The following is an 18,350-nucleotide window of genomic DNA, read 5'->3' as shown; positions in this document are numbered from 1 at the left end:
GCGGGCAACGCGCTCGCCCTCCGAAAAACCGAGACCATTCGCGACCATTTCGACGAATCTGTTCCCCTGTTCCAGGCTTTAGAGGATCGGATCGCCTAACGGCCAAGGCGTATCACATCAGCCCGAGCTGCAAGCGTGCCTCGTCGCTCATGTTGTCGGCGCTCCAGGGCGGATCCCACACCAGTTGCACGCTGACCTGCCCGACGCCCTCGACCCGCTCCACCGCGCTCTTGACCATCAGCGGCATCATGCCGGCGACCGGACAGCCGGGCGCGGTCAGCGTCATGTCGACCGAAACGTCGCCATTGCCGGCGATGTCGATGCGATAGATCAGTCCCAGGTCGTAGATGTTGACCGGGATCTCGGGGTCATGGACACCGCGCAGCGAGGCGATGATCGGCTCGCGCAGCTCTTCGGGGTCCATGCGCTCCACGGTGACCTCGACCTCTTCCTCGTGGAGGACGGCCGTGTCCCCATCCTGTGCGTCCGGTTCTTGCTTGCGCCGGCCGAAACCGGCAAAGCGGGCCAGTCTGTTCATCACGTCCTCCGCGAAACACCAGGCGCGGGTTGAATCAACATCGTCGTATTCATTTCAGCCGCCACCGTCAGGCCAGCCGCTGACCGACCGCTTCGGCCACACACTCACGCACCGCCTCGTCGCTGAGCCGGTCGATGATCTCGCCGGCAAACCCGAGACAGAGCATCCGCCGCGCCTGTGCCGCGTCGATACCGCGCGAGCGCAGGTAGAACAGCATCTCGGGTTCGATCTGGCCGACCGTGGTGCCGTGACTGCACTTGACGTCATCGGCATAGATTTCGAGCTGCGGCTTGGTATCGATCTCGGCCTGCTCGGAGAGCATCAGATTGCGGTTGGACATGGCCGCGTCGCTCTTCTGCGCGTCCTTGGAAACCAGCACCCGACCGTCGAACACCGCCCGCCCCTGCCCGGTCAGCAGACCCTTGAAGTTCTCCTCACTGCGGCAGTTTGGAACCGCGTGCTCGACGTCGAGATGGTAGTCGAGCAACTGTCCGTCGCCGGCCAGATAGAGTCCATGAAGCACGCACTCGGCCTGCTCGCCCCGGAAACGGGTGTTGAGATCGGTCCGCGCCCAGCGTGCGCCCAGGCCGATGTTGACGCCCGCGTAGTGGCTGTTTTCGTCCTGGACCAGATAGAAGCCGGTGAGATGGAAAGCGTTGCGGCTCTCCATCTGCAACCGCTCGTGCTTGAGCACGGCATCGCGCTCCAGCACGACCTCCATGACCGCGTTGGTGCAGTAGAGCGACTCGCCCAGGCTGACATAGCGCTCGACCAGGGTCGCCTGTGCACCGGCCTCCAGATGCACCAGATGGCGCGGCTGGGCCACACGCGGCTCGTCGAGTCCAACCGAGAGATGGATGAGTTCGAGCGGACGTTCGAGTATCACGCCGCGCGCCAGCCACACCACCAGACCGTCGTCCAGCCCGGCCGTGTTGAGCAGGGCGAAGAAGGCCCCCGATTCGCCACGCGCGGCATCGAGCCGACCGCGCAACGACTCGGGATCATGGTCGAGCCAGTCGCGCAGTCCGCCGATGCGCGCCCCGGCCGGCAGCTCGCCCAGCGTCGAGAGTTCGGGCGCGAAACGGCCGTTGACCAACACCACGCGATGGGCGTCGAAGCCGGGGATCAGAACCGTGTCGAGATCCTCGGGCTGGAGCGCGCTCAGCGGCTCCTCGATGGCGGTGAAATCCTGTTCGAGCAAGCCCTTGAGATTGGTGTAGCGCCAGGCTTCCTGTTTGGAGTGCGGCAGCGGCTGGGTGCTCAGGCGCGCACGGGCCGCGCGGCGATGTTCCAGGAGCCAGTCGGGCGCCGGGCTGTCGTCCGGCGCGCTCAACCAGTGTTCGAGACCGCTGTGCAGTGGCGCGTTCATGCCGCCAGCTCCGCGTCGATCCAGCCGTAACCCTTCTCCTCCAGCTCCAGCGCCAGTTCCTTGCCGCCCGAGCGGATGATGCGCCCGCGCGCCAGGACGTGCACGTAATCCGGCTGGATGTAGTCGAGCAGCCGCTGATAGTGGGTGACGACGATCATGGAACGCTCGGGTGAGCGCAGGGCGTTGACGCCCTCGGCCACCACGCGCAGCGCATCGATGTCGAGTCCGGAGTCGGTCTCGTCGAGGATGGCGAGCTTGGGTTCCAGCAACGCCATCTGGAAGATCTCGTTGCGCTTCTTCTCGCCGCCCGAGAAGCCGGCGTTGACTGCGCGCTTCAGGAGCGAGTCGTCGAGATGCAGGATCTTGAGCTTCTCCTTGATCAGACGCAGGAAGGAGACGGCATCGAGTTCCGACTCGCCGCGCGCCTTGCGGATACTGTTGAGCGCGGCCTTGAGGAAATAGGTGTTGTTCACGCCCGGCAGCTCGACCGGGTACTGGAAGGCAAGGAAGAGTCCGAGCTGGGCGCGTTCCTCGGGTTCGAGTTCGAGCAGGTCGCGTCCCGCAAAGGTCGCTGAACCGGCGGTGACGCTGTAGCCGTCGCGTCCCGACAGGACATGCGAGAGCGTGCTCTTGCCCGAGCCGTTCGGTCCCATGATGGCATGGACCTCGCCCGGTCCGACCTCCAGATCTAGTCCCTTGAGGATCTCTTTATCACCCACGTTGGCCCGCAGGCCCTTGACAGACAACATCTTTCGTGACTCCTGAACCGCGTCTGGCACCAGGTTCTCCCGGCGTCGGCGATGACGCGGTTCGGCTGAAATTGGATTGAACGGGAGGCGCGATCAGCCGACCGCGCCCTCCAGGCTGATGCTCAGCAGCTTCTGGGCCTCGACCGCGAACTCCATCGGCAGCTCGTTGAAGACTTCCTTGCAGAAGCCGTTGACGATCATCGACACCGCGTCTTCCTCGGTCAGACCGCGCGAGCGGCAGTAGAAGAGCTGATCGTCGCTGATCTTGGAGGTGGTCGCCTCGTGCTCCATCTTGGCCGAGGGGTTCTTGACCTCGATATAGGGCACGGTGTTGGCGGCGCAACGGTCGCCGATCAGGAGCGAGTCGCACTGGGTGTGGTTGCGCGCTCCCTCGGCGCGCTGACCGATGCGCACCAGCCCACGATAGGTCTGGCTCCCCTCGCCCGCCGAGATGCCCTTGGAGACGATGGTGGAGCTGGTGTTCCGGCCGATGTGGATCATCTTGGTGCCGGTGTCGGCCTGCTGACGGCCCTTGGTGACGGCGACCGAGTAAAACTCGCCGATCGAGCCGTCGCCGCGCAGGATGCAGCTCGGATACTTCCAGGTGATGGCCGAGCCGGTCTCGACCTGGGTCCAGGAGATCTTGGAGCGCGCGCCGCGACAGTCGCCGCGCTTGGTGACAAAGTTGTAGATGCCGCCGCGCCCCTCGGCATCGCCCGGATACCAGTTCTGCACCGTCGAGTATTTGATCTCGGCGTCTTCCATCGCGATCAGCTCAACCACGGCGGCATGGAGCTGGTTCTCGTCGCGCTGGGGCGCGGTGCAGCCTTCCAGATAGCTGACATAGCTGCCGGCCTCGGCCACGATCAGGGTGCGCTCGAACTGGCCGGTGTTGCGGGCGTTGATGCGGAAGTAGGTGCTCAACTCCATCGGGCAGCGCACACCCTTGGGCACATAGACGAAGGTGCCGTCGCTGAACACGGCCGCGTTGAGGCAGGCGTAGAAGTTGTCGGTATAGGGCACGACCGTGCCCAGATAGGGTTTGACCAGCTCGGGGTACTCGTGCAGCGCCTCGGAGATGGAGCAGAAGATGACGCCGGCCTCGGCGAGTGTGGCGCGGAAGGTGGTGGCGACCGAAACGCTGTCGAACACCGCGTCGACGGCGATGCCGGCCAATGCCTTCTGCTCCTCGATCGGGATGCCGAGCTTGTTGTAGGTTTCGAGCAGCGCCGGGTCGATCTCGTCGAGGCTCTTGGGCATGTCCTCGGGACGCTTGGGCGCTGAATAATAGGAGATGGCCTGGAAGTCGATTCGGGGATAGTCGACCGCCGCCCATTCGGGTTCGCGCATGGTCAGCCAGTGCCGATACGCCTTGAGGCGCTGTTCGGTCATGAATTCCGGCTCGCCCTTGCGTTTGGAGATGGCCCGCACGACCTCTTCGTCCAACCCCGGCGGCAGGGTATCGGACTCGATCTCGGTCGTGAAGCCGTGCTCGTATTCCGACTTGACGATGTCTTCGACGGCTGAGGCTCCGGTCATGCTCCTGGCTCCGCGTTCTTGAGTGATTCTCTAGGTTTTTGATATGCGACCGCTAGGATTTGGAATCAACTCCCCTGAACGGCTCGATGAATGCTCGATTATATTCTGACTTTTTCGCTTTGCCTAAGACTGGCGACGTGGGCCGGTCACACCGGCTTCGACCGGCATCTTGATATAGAAGAGATCCAGTCCTTCCTGGCCGAGGTGATCGAGAAAGCGGTCGGCTTCGTCCTCGCTGACCACGAAGCCGACCTCGACCGGCAGGTCGCCCGAGAGTTCGAAGAAGCGTTCCTCGTGCAGTCGTCCGTGGCGGCCGAAACCGGCCAGGGCGCGGAAGGCCGAGCCGCCCTGGAGTCCGAACGACTTGGCCTCTTCCAGCAGCCATTCGTAGATCAGCTTGTGATGATGGCGGCGGCTTTCGGCGACGTAGAATTTCAGGAAGCAGTTCGACATGGTTCGAGGTCTCCAGGGGGTTGCGATCGAGGCGTCGCTATTCAAGCGCGCGCCAGTAGCAGATGCACGAGCCAGATACCCAGGGCGGTCATGGTCAGAGAACCGATCAGATGTGTTCCGATCGCGACCAGGCCCCAGAGCAGTTCACCCTTGGACAGCAGCGTGACGACTTCGGCCGAGAAGGTCGAGAAGGTGGTCAGTCCGCCGAGAAAGCCGGTGATGACGAACAGACGGATCTCGGGCGGCAGACCGGGGTGACGTCCGGTCCAGGCGATCGCCAGGCCGATCAGCAGGCCGCCGAGCAGGTTGGCGGCGACTGTGCCCAACGGCAGACTCGGGATGATGGCGTTGAGCCGCAGGCCGAGGGACCAGCGAAGCAGCGCGCCGAGACCGGCGCCGGTGAAGACGGCTAGGACAGCGTTCATCTATGGATTCTCGGTTGTGCCAGGGTCGGGTGACGGCGGGCGGGGGACGCCGTCACCCGACCCTTTTCGACTCACCGCTGGAGTGGCGTTCATGCGCGCTCAGGCTCGGCCGATGAGGATCGACCGCACCGGGGTCGGATGGCCTTCGATGGTGCGGCTCGGGTCTGTTGGGTCGAGATGGTCCGGCAGGGACTGAAAACGCATCCAGTCGGTCGGGCGCTGCTCTTCGATCGTGGTGCGGCTGACGTCGACGACTGCGATGTCCTTGAAGCCGACCCGCCCCATCCAGACGGCGAGCGCTTCGACGCTGGGGATGAACCAGACGTTGCGCATGCCGGCATAGCGATCGGGCGGAACCAGCACCTGTTGCGCCTCGCCCTCCAGCACCAGGGTCTCCAGGACGAGCTGGCCGCCCGGTCGCAGCAGGGCGCGCAGGTCGGCCAGATGATCGATCGGCGAGCGGCGATGATAGAGCACGCCCATCGAAAAGACGGTGTCGAAGCCGGTCAGCCCTGAAGGCAGATCCTCGATGCCGAGCGGCAGCACGGCCAGTTGGTCGCGCACCAGATAGCGGTTGATGGCGAGGAACTGGCACAGGAACACCTGGGTCGGGTCGATGCCCATGACCAGCCGCGCGCCCGCACCCAGCATCCGCCAGGCGTGATAGCCGTTGCCGCAGCCGACGTCCAGCACCAGCCGTCCGTCCAGCGGGTCGATGGCGTCGGCGAGCCGGTCCCACTTCCAGTCCGAGCGCCATTCGGTATCGATGTGCAGATCATGCAGACGGAACGGCCCCTTGCGCCAGGGATGCAGTTCCATCAGGGTCGCGCGCAGGCGGGAAGCGATCTCGGGCGGGAGCGGTTGATCGGAGTGCAGACCAACGCCGGACTGATCGAGCGCGATGCGGCCGGGCGGTAGCTCGGGCAGTGCGGCCAGTGACGCTTCCCAGCGTGCCAGATCGCCATGTGCGCGCGGTCCAAGCCGTTCGCGCACGGCATCCGACAACGGCTCGGCCCAGGGCGCGAGCCTTGTCTGAGTCAGATGCTCCAGAAAAGGTCGGAAGGGCGTCAGGTCCATGCCAGCCAGGCCACGAAGTTGAGACTCTGGAACCAGCGCACCGAGCCGGTGAAACCGGCTTCGGCGAGCCGTCGCTCGTGTTCTTCAAGACTTTCCGGAATCAGCACCCGCTCCAGCGCGGCCCGCTTGCGCGCAATGGCCAGTTCGCTGTAACCGTTGGCGCGCTTGAAATCCGCGTGCAGGGTGGTCAGCCAGTCGCCTGCGCGCCCTTCGGGGCTGGCGAATTTCTCGGCCAGAATCAGTACGCCACCGGGAACCAGTCCAGCGCGGATGCGTTGCAGCAGTCCGAGCCGCGCCTCGATCGGGACGAACTGGAGCGTCAGATTGAGGACCACGAGGCTCGCCTCTTCGATGGCGATCGACTGGATGTCGGCGCACAGCGTCTCGACCCGCGTGACGTCGGTTTCGGCTTCGGCGGCCAGACGCGCCTGCAAACCCTCGATCATCGCTGGCGCATTGTCGACCGCGACCACCGAGACATCGGAGTCCGTCTGGCGCAGGATCGAGCGCGTCACAGCGCCCAGTGAACAACCCAGGTCATAACAGCGCGCTCCAGGCCCGGCCACACGCCGCGCGATCAGACCGCTCAGGCCGACCAGTTCGGCATAGCCGGGCACCGAGCGGCGCACCATGTCCGGGAAGACGCGCGCCACATCGGCATCGAACTCGAAGGGACGGACCGGGCCGGCGGCGCGGTCGAACAGGTCATCAATCACGGTGTCTTTCATCGGTGAGATTGTATACCGAACAGGCCGACCTGTTCGGTTCCAGCCCGCCAGCTTCACACCGCACCGCCTCAGTCCTGCAAAACGCTTTCCACGCGCGGTAACAGAACATCGACAGGCGTTGGGTTAGAATCCGGGAATCCATGCCGACGAGGATCGAGACCCCCATGAGCACGAGCCAAGCCCTGACTGAAGACGCGACCTATAGCGAGTCGACCGCCGAAGAGATCCCGCTCCCGCCGCCCGAAGTCGACCTCGACGACCCCAGCCTTTACCTGAGTCGCGAACTGACCTGGCTCGCCTTCAACCGCCGCGTGCTCCACGAGGCCGAGGATCCGCGCACCCCACTCCTGGAGCGCGTCAAGTTCCTCGCCATCGTCAGCAGCAATCTCGACGAGTTCTTCATGAAGCGCATCGGCGGTCTCAAACAGCAGATCGCCGCCGGCGTCCACACCGCCGGACTCGACGGACGCACCCCGGCCCAGCAGCTCAAGGAGTGCCAGACGGCTGTGCGCGCGTTCCAGTCCGATCTGCGCCGCATCCATGTCGACCTCATGGCCGAACTCGACGCCTACGACATCCGCATCTGCCTGTACAAGGATCTCCCCGTCGACGCCCGCGAGCGCCTGCGCGAACACTTCCGCGCCAACATCTTCCCGATGCTCACGCCCCTAGCGATGGACCCGGCGCACCCCTTCCCCTTCATCTCCAACCTCGCGCTCAACCTGCTCGTCACTCTGCGCTACCCCGGCGGCAACGAGGTCTACATGGCGCGCGTCAAGGTGCCGGTGCACAAGGACGTTTCCAAGCGTCTGGTCGCGGTCGACGGCACCCACACCTATGTCACGCTCGAAGACCTGATCGTCAACAACCTCGACATGCTGTTTCCGGGCATGGAGTTCGTCTCCTGCGCGCTGTTCCGCGTCACCCGCAACGCCATCGTCGAGCCGGACGTGGAGGCGGCCAACGACCTGCTGGAGATGATCGAGAGCGAACTGCGCGAGCGCCATTTCGCGCCCATCGTGCGCCTGGAAGTCCAGCCCGGCATGGAGTCGACCCATCGCGGCATGCTCGCCGCCGAGCTGGGTCTGAACGAGGCCGAGGACGTCATCGAGGTCGAGGGCCTGTTCGCCCTGCGCGATCTGTTCGAGATCGCCGCCATCGACATCCCCGAGCTGCACGACAAACCGCATCGCCCGGTCGATCATCCGCTGCTGGCCAACGATCGACGCAACATCTTCCACATCATCCGTGAGAGCGGCCCGATCCTGCTCCAGCACCCCTATCAGCCCTTCAGCACCTCGGTCGAGCGCTTCCTGCGCACCGCCGCCGACGACCCCAAGGTGCTGGCAATCAAGATGACGCTCTACCGCACCTCGGCCGGCGCCATCCTCGACTCGCTGATCCAGGCCGCGCGCAACGGCAAGCAGGTCGCGGTGCTGGTCGAGCTCAAGGCGCGTTTCGACGAGGCGGCCAACATCCAGTGGGCGCGGCGGCTGGAGGCCGAGGGCATCCACGTCAACTATGGCGTCATGGGTCTCAAGACCCACAGCAAGCTGATCTTCGTCGTCCGGCGCGACTATTCGCAACTGCGCCGCTACTACCACATCGGTACCGGCAACTATCACCCCGGCACCGCCAAGCTCTACACCGACCTCGGGATGCTCGGCTGCGACGAGGAGATCGGGCAGGATCTGACCGAACTCTTCAACTATCTCACCGGCTACTCGCCCCCGCCGAGCTACCGCAAGATCCTGGCCGCACCCTACAACCTCAAGCGCGCCATCCTCGACAAGATCAACCGCGAGATCGACCACCACAATCGCGACGGCGGCGGCTGCATCCAGATGAAGATGAACGCGCTCGAAGACCCCGACATCACCCGTGCCCTCTACAAGGCCAGCCGCGCCGGGGTGCAGGTCGATCTGATCGTGCGCGACACCTGCCGCTTCCGCCCCGGCATTCCGGGACTGAGCGAACGGGCGCGCGTGGTCTCGATCGTCGGGCGCTTCCTGGAGCACGCCCGCATCCTCTATTTCCGCAACGGCGGCGAGGAGGAGTACTACATCGGCTCGGCCGACATGATGCGGCGCAATCTCGAAAGCCGGGTCGAGGTCCATGCCCCGGTCGAGAATCCCGAGCTGCGTCAGGAGCTGCGTCTGATCCTGGACGTGCAGTTCGCCGACAGCCGCTCGGCCTGGGACATGGACGCCGGCGGCCGTTACACCCAGCGCACGCCCGAGGACGACACCAAGAAGGGCGCCCAGGAGACCCTGATCGGCGTGGCCGAGAAGCGTCTGGCCGCCGCCGCCAAGCACAAGGAGAAAAAGGTGCGTTCCAGGCTGCTGAGTCATTTCCAGTGGCGGCTGCGCGAGAAGGGACAGGCTTGAGACCGGATTCGACATGCGGCCACAAACCTTTCTGAAACAGTATCTGCGCGCGAAGCTCCGGGGCCATGGCCGAAGTCCGCTCACGCCGCGCTCGGCGCTCGCCATCGCCGTGATCGCAGCGGCGCTCTGGGCCGTCGACCACTGGAGCGGCGATCTGATCCCGAACGCCTGGAAGCTGCCTTTCAGCGGGAAGGACTGCCGCGTCGAAAAGATCAGCGACGGCGATACCATGAACCTGCGCTGCGGCACCCAGCTGGTGAAGGTGCGCCTCTACTGCATCGACGCGCCCGAGATGGCCCAGAAACCCTGGGGCACGCGCTCGCGCGAGCATCTCCAGTCGATCACGCCGCCGACGGTCAGACTGCTCAAGATCGATCAGGATCAGTACGGCCGCACGGTCGGCGAGATCTACACCACGGACGCCGAGCCGCGCCTGCTCAACCTGGAGCAGGTCGAAGCCGGTCAGGCCGCCGTCTACGAGCAGTTCTGCGACAGTCCGCGCTATTTCAGTGCCGAGCGCGAAGCACGCGCCGCCAGACGCGGCATCTGGAACCGTCGCGGCGAGCATCAGAAACCCTGGGACTACAGACGTCGCACCCGAGGATAGCCGGTTCACCTTGAACTCACCGGTGAAAGGCTCGACACTCCAGGATGACGACTGGATGACGTCATGGACGAGATCCAGCGTCCATTCCCGGCCTCCGGGCCGGCCCGACAAGTACGAGAACCACATCCACGGGAGGACGAACATGGCGACCAAGACCCAGACAATGGGCGAGATTCTGAATCCGGGCGCGATCAGCGCCATCGACCCGGATTTTCCACAGGCTCCGGTCGACTGGAATCGATCGATCGCCGAGGAGATAGCCAGGCACGACGGACTCGAACTGACGGCGGATCACTGGCGCACACTCCAGGCGCTGCAAGCCTATTTCGCGCGCCACGAACGGCCCAATGTGCGCGAACTCCATGACGCGCTCGACGAAGCCTTCCACATCCAGGGTGGCCTCAAATATCTCTATGGTCTCTTTCCGGGTGGTCCGGTCGCCCAGGGCTGTCGTTTCGCTGGCCTGACAGCTCCCTCGGGCGCCGCCGACAAATCATTCGGCAGTGTCCAATAAGCGCTGAAACCAGCGCCGGCCCGCCCCTGAAGTCCACGTCACTCGCGACGGTGAGGCGGGGGCGGGGCCGGTCGCTGTCCGCGACCAACGGCCGGATCTGGTGGTGCTGGATGTGATGATGCTCAAGATCGACGGCTTCTCTGTGCTGGCGTCGATCCGCTCGGACCCCGCTCTCGCCCAGACCCGGGTGCGTCAGCCGCTCGACGGCCGAACCACCGCCCCGGCGTCTGGTTTGTTTTTCTTTTCAATTCTTTGGAGCACAATTGCATGAGGATTCGACGCACTCAGATCCTATCGCTCGCCGCCGGTCTCTGTCTGGCCGGCTCGATCCAGGCCGACGAAGTGATCGACCAGATGGAGAGCGCCCGTAAAGCGTATGCGTCCGGTGAGCTGAGAACCGCCATCGAGACACTCAACTTCGCCGTCGCCAAGATCCAGGAACAGATGACGGCCAATCTGGTGAAGCTCCTGCCCGAGCCGCTCCCCGGCTGGACGGCCGATGCCGCCGAATCGCAGTCCGGCGGCATGGCCGCCATGATCACGGGTACCACACTGAGCCGGCGCTATCAGCGCGAGGATGGCGCCGAGATCACCCTCAACCTGATGGCCGACTCACCGCTGATGCCCATGCTGACGATGGCCATGTCCATGCCTCTCGTGATGCAGAACAACCAGGACATGAAGACCTATTCGTTCAAGGGCTATCGCGGGACGCTGGAACATGCCGCCGACAGCAAGAACTATGAGATCACGTTCATGGTCGGCAGCCGGCTGATCGTCCAGGGTCAGGGCAGTCAACTGGCCGACAGCCAACCGATCGAAGCGTATTTCGAGAAGCTGGACCTGGAAGCCATCCAGAACGCCCTGACACATTGATCCCGACGACTCGACCGGCTGCTCAATGCGGCAGGCTCAAACCGGTCGAGACACCCAGCCCTTCCAGCATCCCGGCCCCGACCAGTGCGCCGAAGCGTTTGGCGATGGATTCGAGCAGATCGCGCTTCTCGGTGTATTCGACGATCTTCTCGGCCTTGATCAGCTCACGTGCCACCTGACTCGAACTGCCGAGGCCATCGGCCAATCCCAGTTCGACGGCTTCCTGACCGCTCCAGAACAGCCCGCTGAAGAGTTCGTCACCGCCCTTGAGCTTGTCCCCACGCCCCTGCTTCACTGCATCGATGAACTGGCCATGCAGCCGGTCGAGCACGCTCTGGATGAAGGCGCGCTGCGAATCGCCGAGCGGTGAGAAGGGATCGAGGATGCCTTTGTTCGCACCGGCTGTCAGCAGACGGCGCTCGATGCCCAGCTCCTGCATCGCTTCCTGGAAGCCGAAACTGTCGATACGCACCCCGATGGAGCCCACCAGACTGGCCTTGTCGACATAGATGGCGTCGGCACCGACGGCGACGTAATAGCCGCCCGAGGCACAGAGATCGACGGCTACGGCATAGACCGGCATGTCCTTGCCATCATGGTCCTTCTTGTACTTCGCCTTGAGACGCTTGATCTCGTCGTTGATATAGCCGGCCTGGACCGGACTGCCGCCGGGGCTGTTGATGCGCAGGACGATGCCCTTGACGTGCTTGGCCTCGAAGGCGGCGCGTAGCGCGGTGATGACGCGATCGGCGCTGGCATCGGAATCCGAAGCGATGACCCCCTTGATCTCGATGAGCGCGGTGTGGTCCTCGCCGACCTTGACGGCATCGGACAGCCCGGTGCTGTTGGCCGCGATCAGCACGCCGATCAGATAGACCAGGATCAGCAGCTTGAAGGCTGTCGCCCAACGCCGGCGCTTGCGCTGGTCGTCCAGATACTCGGCGGCGAGCCGGTTGATCAGGGCACGCTCCCAGTCCGGCTGACCGGGCGCGGGCATCGGCTCACGGCGTTTCTTCCAAAATTTCCAGTTCATGACGGTCCTCGGACACAGTGGATACGGCTGAAATTCAGTTGGCCTGTCTGGCGCTCAACCAGTCGCGGATCGCCCACAGCGAATCGAGACAGGCCAGCGGCTCGCAGGCCAGCAGCCGACCCGGCTCATGGACGCCGTAACAGACCGCCAGCGAACGCACCCCGGCATTGTTGGCCATCTGTAAGTCGTATTCCGTGTCGCCGATCATGAGTGTCTCCCCGGCGCGTGCGCCCAGCTCGTCCATGAGTTCCAGCAGCATCTGCGGATGCGGCTTGGAGAAGGTCTCGTCGGCCGTGCGCGTGGCATGGAAAACGCCGTGCAATCCAGTCTCGTCGAGCGCCTTGTTCAGACCCGCTCGACTCTTGCCGGTGGCCACCGCCAGCCGATAGCCCTGCTCCGTCATCCAGTCGAGCGTCTCACGTGCACCTGGAAAGAGCTCCGAGGGACTCTGGTCGCCGCCCAGAAAATGACGGCGATATTGCACAACCACCTTGGCGCGCAGTTCCTCCTCCCCGGTCGGCAACAGACGCTCCATCGCCTCGTCCAGACCGAGTCCGATGACGTCGCGCGCGACTTCAGGCACCGGCTCGGGCAGTCCCAGGTCGCGGAAGGCCGCCTGGATGCAGGTGACGATCCGCGCCTCGGAATCCATCAGGGTTCCATCCCAGTCGAAAACGATCAGTTCGAAATTCACGCTATCAGTTCTCCAGGGCATCGAGCACCTGTTGCAGTTCGTCCGGCAGGGGGCACTCCAGACGCAGAGGACGGGCCATGCACTCGAGTTTGAAACTCAGCGCCGAGGCATGCAGAAACAGTCGTTTCAGGCCATAGCCCTTGAGCCGCTGGTTGGCCGCTTCGTCGCCGTATTTGTCGTCGCCGGCCAGCGGCGTTCCGAGATGGGCGGCATGGACGCGGATTTGATGGGTGCGGCCGGTGATGAGTTCCGCCTCGACCAGAGTCAGCGCCTGACCGTCGATGGCAAAGCGCTTCAGACGCCGAAAGCGGGTGCGCGCCTCCTTGCCCCCCTGCGCATCGACCCGCACCAGACGCTCGCCGCTACTCAGGACGTTCTTCTTGAGCGGCGCGTCGACCAGTAGCTCGGCGCGCGGCAGCTCGCCCAGGATCAGGGCCAGATAGCGCTTGTCCAGGCCGCCTTCGCGGATCAGGGCATGCAGCTCACGCAGCGCGCTACGCCGCTTGCAGACGACCAGACAGCCAGAGGTGTCGCGGTCGAGCCGATGCACCAGCTCCAGCTCGCGCCCGGGACGCAATTGGCGCAGCGACTCGATCAGGCCATAGCTCAGACCACTGCCGCCATGCACCGCCAGCCCCGAGGGCTTGTCGATCACCAGCAGTCGCTCGTCCTCATGGATGATCGCGCCCTCCAGCCGCGCCAACTGCGCCTCGGGCGCACGCGCGGGCGGCGCCGATTCGCCGAGGCGGATCGGCGGAATACGCACCACATCCCCGGCGCACAGCCGATACTCGGCCTTCACGCGCCCCTTGTTGACCCGGACCTCACCACGCCGCAGCAGCCGGTAGAGATGACTGCGCGGCACACCCTTGAGGATGCGCAACAGAAAATTGTCGATACGCTGACCATCGGCCTGGGTATCGACCTGGACATATTGTGGTGCTTTCGCGGCATCCCCACCTTGAGGGGACGCGAGTGGTCGATTGGCATCGCGCGCTGGACGATCGACGGTCTTGGATTTCGTGACGGAGGCTGAAGATTTCAATTTGAGTCTGAACCTGAGCGTTTGGCTCAATTGCTGCTAAGTGGGGTTCGCTGATACCATTGACGCCTTGCGCTGGCCAAGTGAAATGCGGAATTTTTCCGGAGCGGCAAGTGCATCCAGGGGTTCGCACCCAACGCCCATCCAAGAGGCGCCAGTCCGACCCACGGACCCAAGACCGGCATCCGACACCTGACCAGGCCACTTCGAGGGGCCGCGCCGTGCGTCCAGCCCGCTCGCGACGTCGAGCGAGGCCGAATTCTACACCCAGCGCCGTCCCCGAGTAGCCTGTCGAGGCCGCCAGCGCCGCCGGTGTCACATCCGCCGCTCCGAAGCGGGCCGTCTATCGACCTAGACCGCCCAAACAAACGCGGGAGCCTCAAGCGGCCCCGTATAACGATGGTTCATACGCGCGTGCCCGTTCCAGCCCGACCCGAGGTGGTCGACGGAACGGACTGTGCCGACGCCGTGCTCGCACCACTCGAGCGTCGAACGGCGACGCGCCGATCCGCCCGCTCGGGTCTCCGATCGAGACCCCTGGGGCGCGGCGCCCAACCACGGGACACGCGCCGTGGTGCGCAGGACAGGAACAACATGAAACGAATGCTCATCAACGCGACTCAGCCGGAAGAGTTGCGCGTAGCGACTGTCGACGGGCAGTTGCTCTATAACCTCGATATCGAATCACCGGGACGCGAACAGAAGAAAGCCAATATCTACAAGGGTGTCATCACCCGCGTCGAGCCGAGTCTGGAAGCCGCCTTCGTCGACTATGGCGCCGAGCGCCACGGCTTCCTGCCGCTGAAAGAGATCGCACGGTCCTATTTCGAGCCGGACAGCGTCAAACCCGGCTCGCGCGTCAGCATCAAGGAGTCGGTCCGGGAAGGCCGCGAGGTCGTGGTCCAGATCGACAAGGAGGAGCGCGGCAACAAGGGCGCGGCGCTGACCACCTTCATCTCGCTGGCCGGACGCTATCTGGTCCTGATGCCCAACAACCCGCGCGCCGGCGGCGTGTCGCGACGCATCGAGGGTCAGGACCGCACCGAACTGCGCGACGCCATGAGCCAGCTCCAGCTCCCCGAGGACATGGGGATGATCGTGCGCACCGCCGGCGTCGGCAAGAACGTCGAGGAACTGCAATGGGATCTGGACTATCTGCTCCAGCTCTGGCAGGCGATCGTCAGCTCGGGTGAGAGCCGCAAGGCGCCGTTCCTGATCTATCAGGAGAGCGACGTCATCATCCGCTCGATCCGTGACTATCTGCGCGTCGACATCGGCGAGATCGTGATCGACGACCGCACCGTCTATGAGCGCGCCGAGAACTTCATCCGCCAGGTGATGCCGCAGAATCTCAAGAAGCTACGGCTCTACCAGGACGAGGTGCCGCTGTTCACGCGCTACCAGATCGAGACCCAGATCGAGTCGGCCTTCCAGCGCGAGGTGCGCCTGCCCTCGGGCGGCTCGATCGTCATCGACCACACTGAGGCCCTGACCTCGATCGACATCAACTCGGCGCGCGCCACCAAGGGCGCCGACATCGAGGAGACCGCGCTCAACACCAACCTGGAGGCCGCCGACGAGATCGCGCGCCAGTTGCGTCTGCGCGACCTCGGCGGACTGTTCGTCATCGACTTCATCGACATGGGGCCGCCGAAGAATCAGCGCGCGGTCGAGGACCGGCTGCGCGAGGCGCTCAAGCAGGATCGCGCGCGGGTGCAGGTGGCGCGCATCTCGCGCTTCGGATTGCTGGAGATGTCGCGCCAGCGTCTGCGTCCCTCGCTCGGCGAGTCGAGCCAGCAGATCTGTCCGCGCTGCAAGGGCCAGGGCACCATTCGCGGTGTCGAATCGCTCGCGCTCTCGATCCTGCGCATCCTGGAAGAGGAGGCGATGAAGGAGAGCACTCAGCGTCTCCAGGCTCAGCTGCCGGTGAGTGTGGCGACCTTCCTGCTCAACGAGAAGCGCCGCGCCATTCTCGACATCGAGCAGCGTCAGGAAGTCGAGATCCTGCTCATCCCCAATGAGCACATCCAGACGCCCGAGTACAGGATCGAACGCATCCGCGCTCAGGACATCGCCGGCAAGGCGCCGGAGGAAACGCCGAGCTACACCATCAAGGCCGTTCCCGAGCCGAGCGCCGCCGCGCCGCATTACGCCAAGCTCGGTCAGCCGGCCCGGATCGAGGAACCCGCCGTCAAGCTCATCGCCCCGAGTGTGCCCGCGCCGCGTCAGACCGAACGCCCGCGCCCGACTCCGCCGACCACGGTCAGCCGCAAGGAGACCGAGCGCGCCGAGTCCGAGAGTCTGCTCAAGCGCATCTGGACCGGACTCTTCCTCTCGCGCTCGAACGAGGCAGGCAGCGCCCAGCCACAGGCCGCCGACAAGCGCGCCGTGGCCGGCGGGCGCTCCGGTTCCAAGGCCGGTTCCGAGCCGTCGGCGGCATCCAGGCCGCAGGAACGCGCGACGAACGCTACCGGCACGGCCAGTTCCGGCGATGAGTCGGGGCGTTCACGTCAGGCGCGCGACGAGCGTCGGCGTGGTCAGTCGCAGCCGACGAGTGACCGGCGCCAGCCGCGCGACGACGCGGGCGCGGGCGACGAGACCAGTGGCGACGAGAACGGGCGCGAGGATCGACGCCGCAACAACAGTGCGCGCGGACGCGGTCGGCGCGGCTCGAATCCGAACGGCGCTGCAACGCGCCCCGATGAGTCGCGCGGTTCCAATGCCAATGCTCAGGCGCGTCAGGAGCGGACCGCCGAAACGAACGCGGCGGCGCGCGAGTCGGCCGACGCGGCCGGCGACCCGACCGCGATGCCCAAGCGGCGCGACGCCCGGAACGACGAGCGTCCGGCACGGCCCGCACCCGAGTCGAACGGTACGCGCGAGCGCCGTCCCATCGACACGACCGAGATCGATGCCGAGAACGTCCAACTCGACGAAGAGACCGATAGCGAGACGACCGTCTCCGGTACCGAGCGTCCACGTTCATCGCGTCGACGTCGCGGCGGGCGCAACCGACGCCGCCCCGCGACGCCGCGCACGGACGAGAACTGGCAGGAGAGCGACAGCCGCACGGACTCGGCGGCCGAACGCTCGATCAAACCTGAAGTGACGGAACCGCGTGTCGAGCGTCAGGACAGCCCACACGAGACCTCCAGCCGTCGCCCCGGCTCCGAGCGGTCGAACACTCCGGAGTCAGTCGCTGCGGCTCCAGTGTCGACGACGACCGCGACGACTGACGCTGCACCGACGCCGTCGCCCAGCGTCACGCCTGGAACGGCGCCCGCTCCAGCGTCTTCGGCACCGGCATCGGCCGAGTCAGCCCCGGCCACGCCAGCGCCGGTCCAGGCTCTGGCTGAGCGTCCGCCGCTTTCGCCGCCGGCGCCCATGACCGCGATTGCTCCCGTGACACCGCCCGAACCCAAGCCCGCACCCGTGGCGGCATCGGCTCCAGCGACACCGGCCGAGCCCAGGCCCGCGCCCGTGGCCGAAGCGACTGCATCGACGGCTCCCAGCGAACCACGGCCGCGAACCACCGATACGGTCTCCGAGCCTGCATCGGAGCGCCGCACCGAATCGGACCGAACCGGCCAGGACGCCTGAAGCGACTCCGCACCGCGCCCAGCCGCGCGGCCATCCATCGGCGCATTCCCACGCGAAAGCGTGGGAATGCTGCTCGACCCTCGGGTGGATCAGGTGGGGCTGGAGCGCGGGAGCCGGAGACGACTTGACCTCTGCCTGCCCGTCGTTCAAGACCGCCGTAGTTCAGAGATAGCGGTTCCTGATGTCCAGCAGCAGACCGCGCGCAGCCGACTCAACCATGTCGAACACCTGCTCGAAACCGCGCTGACCGCCATAGTAGGGGTCAGGCACCTCGTGAAGCCCCAGCTCGGGCGCGAACTCCATGAACAGTCTGAGTCTGTCCTCCAGGCCGTTGGGACAGAGTCGCGTCAGATGCCCGTAGTTGTCGCGATCCATCGCCAGTACATAGTGAAAGCGGACGAAGTCGTCCGGCTTGGCCAGACGCGCGCGCAGATCGCCGATATCGATGCCGCGCATCCGTGCCGTGTCGCGCGCGCGTCGATCCGGCGGTTCGCCGATGTGATAGGCATGGGTGCCGGCCGAGTCGATCTCGATGCGGTGTGACAGGCCCTCGTCGATGACCAGCCGACGGAACACGCCGTGCGCCGTCGGTGATCGGCAGATATTCCCCATGCAAACGAACAGGATTCTGACCGGGTCTTCAGCATTCATGACAAGCTGTTCTCAACAATGGATGTAGCACTGGCGGTATTATCGGTATTGTCGCCTGAGCGGTCAGG

General features: G+C 65.0%; 18 protein-coding genes. 6 read left to right on the top strand and 12 right to left on the bottom strand.

Translation table 11 applies throughout. The features are described from left to right. Window positions 1–112 precede the first annotated feature (112 nt). From ALVIN_RS03680 to cmoA, 8 genes are all read right to left on the bottom strand, one after another. Window positions 113–538, bottom strand: coding sequence for an SUF system Fe-S cluster assembly protein (locus ALVIN_RS03680; RefSeq protein WP_012969966.1), 426 nt, complete (start codon window positions 536–538; stop codon window positions 113–115). Window positions 539–605: 67 nt separating this feature from the next. Next, the gene (gene sufD / locus ALVIN_RS03675) at window positions 606–1,907 is read right to left on the bottom strand and encodes a Fe-S cluster assembly protein SufD (RefSeq protein WP_012969965.1); all 1,302 of its coding nucleotides are present in this window, start codon (window positions 1,905–1,907) and stop codon (window positions 606–608) included. Continuing rightward, window positions 1,904–2,656, bottom strand: a complete 753-nt coding sequence (gene sufC / locus ALVIN_RS03670; RefSeq protein WP_012969964.1) for a Fe-S cluster assembly ATPase SufC — start codon at window positions 2,654–2,656, stop codon at window positions 1,904–1,906. The genes sufD and sufC overlap by 4 nt, the downstream gene beginning before the upstream one ends. Before the next feature lie 93 nt (window positions 2,657–2,749). Continuing rightward, window positions 2,750–4,195: a Fe-S cluster assembly protein SufB gene (gene sufB, locus ALVIN_RS03665; protein WP_012969963.1), complete on the bottom strand. Its 1,446-nt coding sequence runs from the start codon at window positions 4,193–4,195 to the stop codon at window positions 2,750–2,752. Window positions 4,196–4,318: 123 nt separating this feature from the next. Then, window positions 4,319–4,648, bottom strand: a complete 330-nt coding sequence (locus ALVIN_RS03660) for a DUF190 domain-containing protein (RefSeq protein ID WP_012969962.1) — start codon at window positions 4,646–4,648, stop codon at window positions 4,319–4,321. Between the two features lie 41 nt (window positions 4,649–4,689). After that, window positions 4,690–5,073, bottom strand: a complete 384-nt coding sequence (crcB, locus tag ALVIN_RS03655) for a fluoride efflux transporter CrcB (RefSeq protein ID WP_012969961.1) — start codon at window positions 5,071–5,073, stop codon at window positions 4,690–4,692. Between the two features lie 99 nt (window positions 5,074–5,172). Beyond that, window positions 5,173–6,150 carry a tRNA 5-methoxyuridine(34)/uridine 5-oxyacetic acid(34) synthase CmoB gene (cmoB, locus tag ALVIN_RS03650; RefSeq protein ID WP_012969960.1) on the bottom strand — a complete coding sequence of 326 codons (978 nt, stop codon included), beginning with the start codon at window positions 6,148–6,150 and terminating at the stop codon, window positions 5,173–5,175. Beyond that, a complete protein-coding gene (gene cmoA, locus ALVIN_RS03645; protein ID WP_223295255.1) occupies window positions 6,141–6,866 on the bottom strand; it encodes a carboxy-S-adenosyl-L-methionine synthase CmoA in 726 nt (241 codons plus the stop codon). The genes cmoB and cmoA overlap by 10 nt, the downstream gene beginning before the upstream one ends. Before the next feature lie 176 nt (window positions 6,867–7,042). Here cmoA and ppk1 point away from each other — a divergent pair, with 176 nt between their 5' ends. From ppk1 to ALVIN_RS03620, 5 genes are all read left to right on the top strand, one after another. After that, window positions 7,043–9,265 (top strand): polyphosphate kinase 1, encoded by a 2,223-nt coding sequence (gene ppk1 / locus ALVIN_RS03640; protein ID WP_012969958.1) that lies wholly within the window; start codon window positions 7,043–7,045, stop codon window positions 9,263–9,265. Between the two features lie 13 nt (window positions 9,266–9,278). Then, window positions 9,279–9,872: a thermonuclease family protein gene (locus tag ALVIN_RS03635; RefSeq protein WP_012969957.1), complete on the top strand. Its 594-nt coding sequence runs from the start codon at window positions 9,279–9,281 to the stop codon at window positions 9,870–9,872. A 142-nt stretch (window positions 9,873–10,014) separates the two neighbouring features. Continuing rightward, complete coding sequence (locus ALVIN_RS03630; RefSeq protein ID WP_012969956.1) at window positions 10,015–10,386, top strand: TusE/DsrC/DsvC family sulfur relay protein; 372 nt, start codon at window positions 10,015–10,017, stop codon at window positions 10,384–10,386. Between the two features lie 115 nt (window positions 10,387–10,501). After that, a complete protein-coding gene (locus ALVIN_RS17765; protein WP_190275521.1) occupies window positions 10,502–10,657 on the top strand; it encodes a hypothetical protein in 156 nt (51 codons plus the stop codon). Continuing rightward, window positions 10,654–11,262, top strand: a complete 609-nt coding sequence (locus ALVIN_RS03620; protein WP_012969955.1) for a hypothetical protein — start codon at window positions 10,654–10,656, stop codon at window positions 11,260–11,262. The genes ALVIN_RS17765 and ALVIN_RS03620 overlap by 4 nt, the downstream gene beginning before the upstream one ends. Before the next feature lie 22 nt (window positions 11,263–11,284). On the opposite strand, the gene ALVIN_RS03615 is transcribed toward ALVIN_RS03620, so the two are convergent. From ALVIN_RS03615 to ALVIN_RS03605, 3 genes are read right to left on the bottom strand one after another with little or no spacing between them, the layout of a single operon-like run. After that, window positions 11,285–12,295 (bottom strand): S49 family peptidase, encoded by a 1,011-nt coding sequence (locus ALVIN_RS03615; protein WP_012969954.1) that lies wholly within the window; start codon window positions 12,293–12,295, stop codon window positions 11,285–11,287. A gap of 34 nt (window positions 12,296–12,329) precedes the next feature. Next, window positions 12,330–12,989 (bottom strand): HAD-IIIA family hydrolase, encoded by a 660-nt coding sequence (locus ALVIN_RS03610; RefSeq protein WP_012969953.1) that lies wholly within the window; start codon window positions 12,987–12,989, stop codon window positions 12,330–12,332. A gap of 4 nt (window positions 12,990–12,993) precedes the next feature. Then, a complete protein-coding gene (locus tag ALVIN_RS03605; RefSeq protein ID WP_012969952.1) occupies window positions 12,994–14,034 on the bottom strand; it encodes an RluA family pseudouridine synthase in 1,041 nt (346 codons plus the stop codon). Between the two features lie 591 nt (window positions 14,035–14,625). Between ALVIN_RS03605 and rne the strand changes: the two genes are divergently transcribed. After that, window positions 14,626–17,631 (top strand): ribonuclease E, encoded by a 3,006-nt coding sequence (gene rne / locus ALVIN_RS03600; RefSeq protein ID WP_012969951.1) that lies wholly within the window; start codon window positions 14,626–14,628, stop codon window positions 17,629–17,631. Between the two features lie 162 nt (window positions 17,632–17,793). Here rne and ALVIN_RS03595 read toward each other — a convergent pair whose 3' ends face one another. After that, window positions 17,794–18,282, bottom strand: coding sequence for a low molecular weight protein-tyrosine-phosphatase (locus ALVIN_RS03595; protein WP_012969950.1), 489 nt, complete (start codon window positions 18,280–18,282; stop codon window positions 17,794–17,796). Window positions 18,283–18,350: the final 68 nt, after the last annotated feature.

Source organism: Allochromatium vinosum DSM 180 (assembly GCF_000025485.1).
Taxonomy (GTDB): domain Bacteria; phylum Pseudomonadota; class Gammaproteobacteria; order Chromatiales; family Chromatiaceae; genus Thermochromatium; species Thermochromatium vinosum.
This window is presented reverse-complemented; position numbering and strand designations above follow the sequence as displayed.